This is a genomic window from uncultured Campylobacter sp., from assembly GCF_937949835.1.
In the GTDB taxonomy this organism is placed as follows: Bacteria; Campylobacterota; Campylobacteria; order Campylobacterales; family Campylobacteraceae; genus Campylobacter_B.
The window spans coordinates 1-4153 of the sequence record NZ_CALEDC010000324.1 but is presented as its reverse complement, the minus strand read 5'-3'; the positions used below and the strand labels follow the sequence as shown (position 1 = coordinate 4153).

Genomic DNA, 4153 nt, shown 5'->3' with positions numbered 1-4153 from the left:
AAAATTTCAGCGCGTAATAGGTCGTAGAGCCCGCGCCTACGAACAGATCAAAATCTGCGAAATTTAAATTGCGATCTGATGCAGCGTCTAAATTTGCGCTATATGATACGGCATCTGAATTGGTGCCATTCGGCGCGGCATCTAAATTTATGCTATCTGATGCAGCGGGGCTGTTTAAAGAGGTATTATTTAAATTTGATCCGTTTTTACGGTCCGTCGCCGTGCCGCCCCTACCGAGGTCGCACTTAAAAATTTTAAAATAAAGCCCGAAAAAATCAAGCACGTAGGAGCAGAGTTTAAGAAGCTTGTTTGCGTAAGCGATCCTACAAAGGCAAAACTCAAGCGCTTTTAGCTCGCAAAATGCGATGCTTTGGTTCTCGTGCCCCTTGCGGCCGTCACTTAAGATGAGCGCTTTTCGATGCGGATTTTTTGCGGCGGGCGGATTTGCGCAGGAGCTTTCGCTGTTTAAATTTAAAGAGCCACCGCCTGCGTGCCACGCCCAGCCCGAAGCGCCCGATCTTAAATTTTTATCGCTAAAGCTTTCACGCCGCAAAGTGCAAGAGGGACAGCCGCAAATCGATATGAAATTTTTAAAGTCCGAATTTTTGCTATCTCGCGCGGCGGCGATCACCATAGAGCTCTCAGGATTTAAAATTTTACTTTCTTGCTCGGCACCGCCTAAATTTTTGACGCTTTGCTTTTTTGCAAAAAGGCGCGAGCCCTGCGGCGCAGATAAATTTCTTATGACGCCCCATCTGCTCTCGCCTCTTAGAATTTGCCGCGCCATCAGTCCATCTTCCATCGTTTGTGTATCCAAAACCACTGCTGCGGCGCGGTTCGCACGACCTCTTCGAAAATGTCGTTGCACTTTTGCGTGATAAACAGCTCGGCTTCGTCCTTATTTAGCCCTTCAGGTAGCGGCGGAAAGTCCTTGATCACAATCTCGTAGCGATTATCCGCGCTGCGCCGCGCAAAGATCGGGATCAGCACGGGATGAAATTTCAAATAAAGCGACGCGATGGTCTTCGTGGTGTAGCACTGCCGTCCAAAAAAGGTCGTAATCAGGCTATTTTTAGGGCCCGGCTTTTGATCGGGCAGAATGCCTACGTTGCGCCCCTGCTTTAGCGCCTGCACGAGCCTGCGCATCGCATCGTCCTTGTAAATAAGGTCGTTGCCGTAGCGCTCGCGAAACGGCGTCACGAGCCGCTCTTCGATCAGCTCGTTATCACTGCGACGCCCGACTACCGAGACAGGAAAGCCATTGGCGCCGAAAAAATTAGCTAGAATTTCCCAATTTCCAAAATGCGCAGTAAAAAATAAAATCCCGTGCGGATTATCACCTTTTAGCTTTCGGACGCGCTCTAGCGCCTGCTCGCTGTTTGAAATCAGATCATCAAATTTTAGTCTGCCATTGTAAAATAAAAGCGTATCAGTAAGCGTCCTAGCGATACTGCGAAAATTCTCGATCGCAAGAGCGTGAAGCTCACTTTCGCTTTTTTGCGGATAGGCGGCGCGAAGGTTGTCTTGTGCGACTTTAACGCGCCTACTAAGCTTCCACGATGCAAAAAGTGCGAGCTTGTCGAAAAATGCGAATATGAAGCTTTTCGGCGCGAATTTTGCAAATTTTATCAGACCCAGCGCCAAAAAATATTGGATTTTTTCCTTCATAAAGACCTCGTTTTAAATGCGAGATTATATTGAATTTTGGCTAATTAGTAGCTAAAACGCTATTTGCCGAGGCAAAAATTGCTAAACATTTCATCTAGAATTTCGTCTCGCTCAAATGGACGCGAAATACGTGCAATCGCCTCAATCGCGCGATTTATCTCAAATGCAAAAAGCTCAAGCTCGCCGCAAGCCAGGCGCTCGCTCGCGTTTTTAAGAGCCGCAAGCGCGCTCTCGCAAGATAGAATTTGCCGCTCATTGCTTAGCATAAGACCATCGAAATTTTGAGAATTTAAGTAGCTCTGCAGCGCGGTTAAAATTTTATCCACGCCCTCATTTGCAGAAATTTCAAGTGGCGCAAAAATGGAATTTGCTTGGGTATTTTGCCTAACGGGATTTATTGCAGAGCTATTAGGCGCGATGGAATTTGCAGAATTTTGTTTGGAATCATCTTTCGTAAAATTCTTCTCAACACAGCTTGCAGTAGTGCGCTCGGTATTTGGCGATGATAGTCCCGCTTTTGCGGCGAAATTCTGTTCCTTTGGATTTATGGAATTCGCAAGAGTTATTTGGCTTGTAGGCGCGGAATTTGTGGAAGTAAAATTTTGCGCGCTTAAGTCATGTTTTAAATTTTTAGCTTTTAAATTCTGCGCGCAAGAATTTAAAGAAGCGTCGCGGGTCCGACTTTGCTTTAAATTTTCGGCTGTGAAATTCTCTGATATGGGATTTTCGGCTGCGAAATTTTTTTCAGAAAAAGCCTCTAAATCCTCGTCAAGATCCTCCGCGCTAGGATGAAATTTACGCGGCAAGTCGCATTTATTTAAAACGTAGATGATTTTTTTGCCTTTTTGTTCGCGCAATATTTTTAGGATCTGCGCGTCCTCGGCGTCCCATTCGCGGCTTGCGTCAAACACTGCCAAAATCACGTCCGCCTCGCTTGCAGCGCGAAGCGAATATGAAATGCCGATACTTTCGAGCTTTGAGCCGCTGTGTCTGATACCTGCAGTATCGACTATACGGATTAGATGAGTGCCTATCTGCAGGCTTTCTTCGATGAGATCGCGCGTAGTGCCCGCTTCGTCGCTCACGATAGCGCGACTAAAGCTCAGCATAGAATTTAAAATGCTTGATTTACCGACATTGGGCTTGCCTACGATCGCTACTTTAAAGCCCTCGATTAGTCCCTTGCGGCTGCGGCTGATGCGAGTGATTTTTTCTAGAGAAGCGATATTTTGGCTAAGCATTTCTTGCGAGTTTTGCAGCACATCAGAAGGCAGATCATCCTCCGCGTAGTCGATGCAAACCTCGACAAAAGCTAACGTCTTAACCAGAGCCGCGCGCAGATTTGCGACGAAGTCTGCTAGCTCGCCGCGCAGGCTGCGCGCTAAAGCTTTAGCCGCACTTTGTGAGCGAGAATTTATAAGATCGCTTATGGCTTCGGCTTTACTAAGATCCATTTTACCGTTTAAAAACGCTCGCTTACTAAACTCACCCGGATTTGCTATGCGCGCACCCAGAGCCAGCACGGCATCTAACGCCAAGGATGAAGTCGTAAAGCCACCGTGGGTCTGCACTTCTACGACATCCTCACCGGTAAAGCTATGCGGAGCTTTAAAATATATCAAAATCGCCTCACCGAACGCTTCGCCACTCACGTCAAAAAGATTCACAAGCGTAGCATAGCGAGGGCGCAAAGAACTGCGATGTGAAAGGCTTAGAGCGATAGATAGCGCTTCCTCGCCCGAAATTCTAATTATGCAAATTCCGCCGATGCCGTGAGCCGTAGCGATAGCGGCGATAGTCTCGCTCACGATTAGCTTTTTTCGTCTACGATGACGATTTTGCCGCTACGCGTGGATTTGATGCCCACGAAACGATCCGGATATGCTTGTTTTAGCTTGTCGGCTACGATTTTGATAAATGCGCCATCAAAAGCCTTCGTGACGATACGCTCATTTCCGGAGCGCTCCACGAGCGCATTTACATAAGAATCGATAAATCGTTCTTGATTTTGTAAAAATTCCGCGATTTCAAAAACCACAGCAAGATCGTATCTGATGCTGATCCAGTTGTAAATCATATACGAAAGCGCCTTGTAGCGGTGCCCCTCTTTGCCTATCAAAAGCGCGCTATCCTCGCCTTGCAGCTTGATATAGACAGTATTTTCGTCTATTTTGCTAACATCGCTAACTTCGATATTAAACTCGCTTGATCTGAAAAGTGCAGATAGCTTCTCTTTGATATCGGATAGAATTTCATCCGTCACAACGCCCTTTTGCTTTTCTTTGCGATGTTTAGAATGCGTGGTGCGCGGGCTTTGCGGCTCTGATTTATCGCCCTGCTTTTTCTCTGCTTTGCCGGTTTTGTTTTGAGAGGCGCTAAATTCCGGATTTTCGCTAAATTTCTCCCCTTCGAGAACCGCTTCTATTATAGCATTTTTTTTAAAAAAGCCTAAAAACCCACCGCTTGGATGCTGCAGCACGCGCAC

General features: G+C 46.7%; 2 protein-coding genes and 2 pseudogenes. All 4 read right to left on the bottom strand.

Going from position 1 to position 4153, the window contains the following annotated elements; all coding sequences use genetic code 11:
- Nucleotides 1–817, bottom strand: a pseudogene (locus Q0256_RS07390) (hypothetical protein); the annotation flags it as partial.
- The gene (locus Q0256_RS07385) at nucleotides 787–1668 is read right to left on the bottom strand and encodes a lysophospholipid acyltransferase family protein (protein WP_297961750.1); all 882 of its coding nucleotides are present in this window, start codon (nucleotides 1666–1668) and stop codon (nucleotides 787–789) included. The pseudogene Q0256_RS07390 and the gene Q0256_RS07385, both read right to left, overlap by 31 nt.
- A 59-nt stretch (nucleotides 1669–1727) precedes the next feature.
- Nucleotides 1728–3476, bottom strand: a complete 1749-nt coding sequence (gene mnmE, locus Q0256_RS07380; protein WP_297961747.1) for a tRNA uridine-5-carboxymethylaminomethyl(34) synthesis GTPase MnmE — start codon at nucleotides 3474–3476, stop codon at nucleotides 1728–1730.
- Nucleotides 3477–3478: 2 nt separating this feature from the next.
- Nucleotides 3479–4153: pseudogene (locus Q0256_RS07375) on the bottom strand (hypothetical protein); the annotation flags it as partial.

Bases quoted from the DNA above. Each gene is read 5' to 3' on its own strand.
- Q0256_RS07385 (WP_297961750.1), bottom strand. From the start codon at position 1,668: ATGAAGGAAAAAATCCAATATTTTTTGGCGCTGGGTCTGATAAAATTT.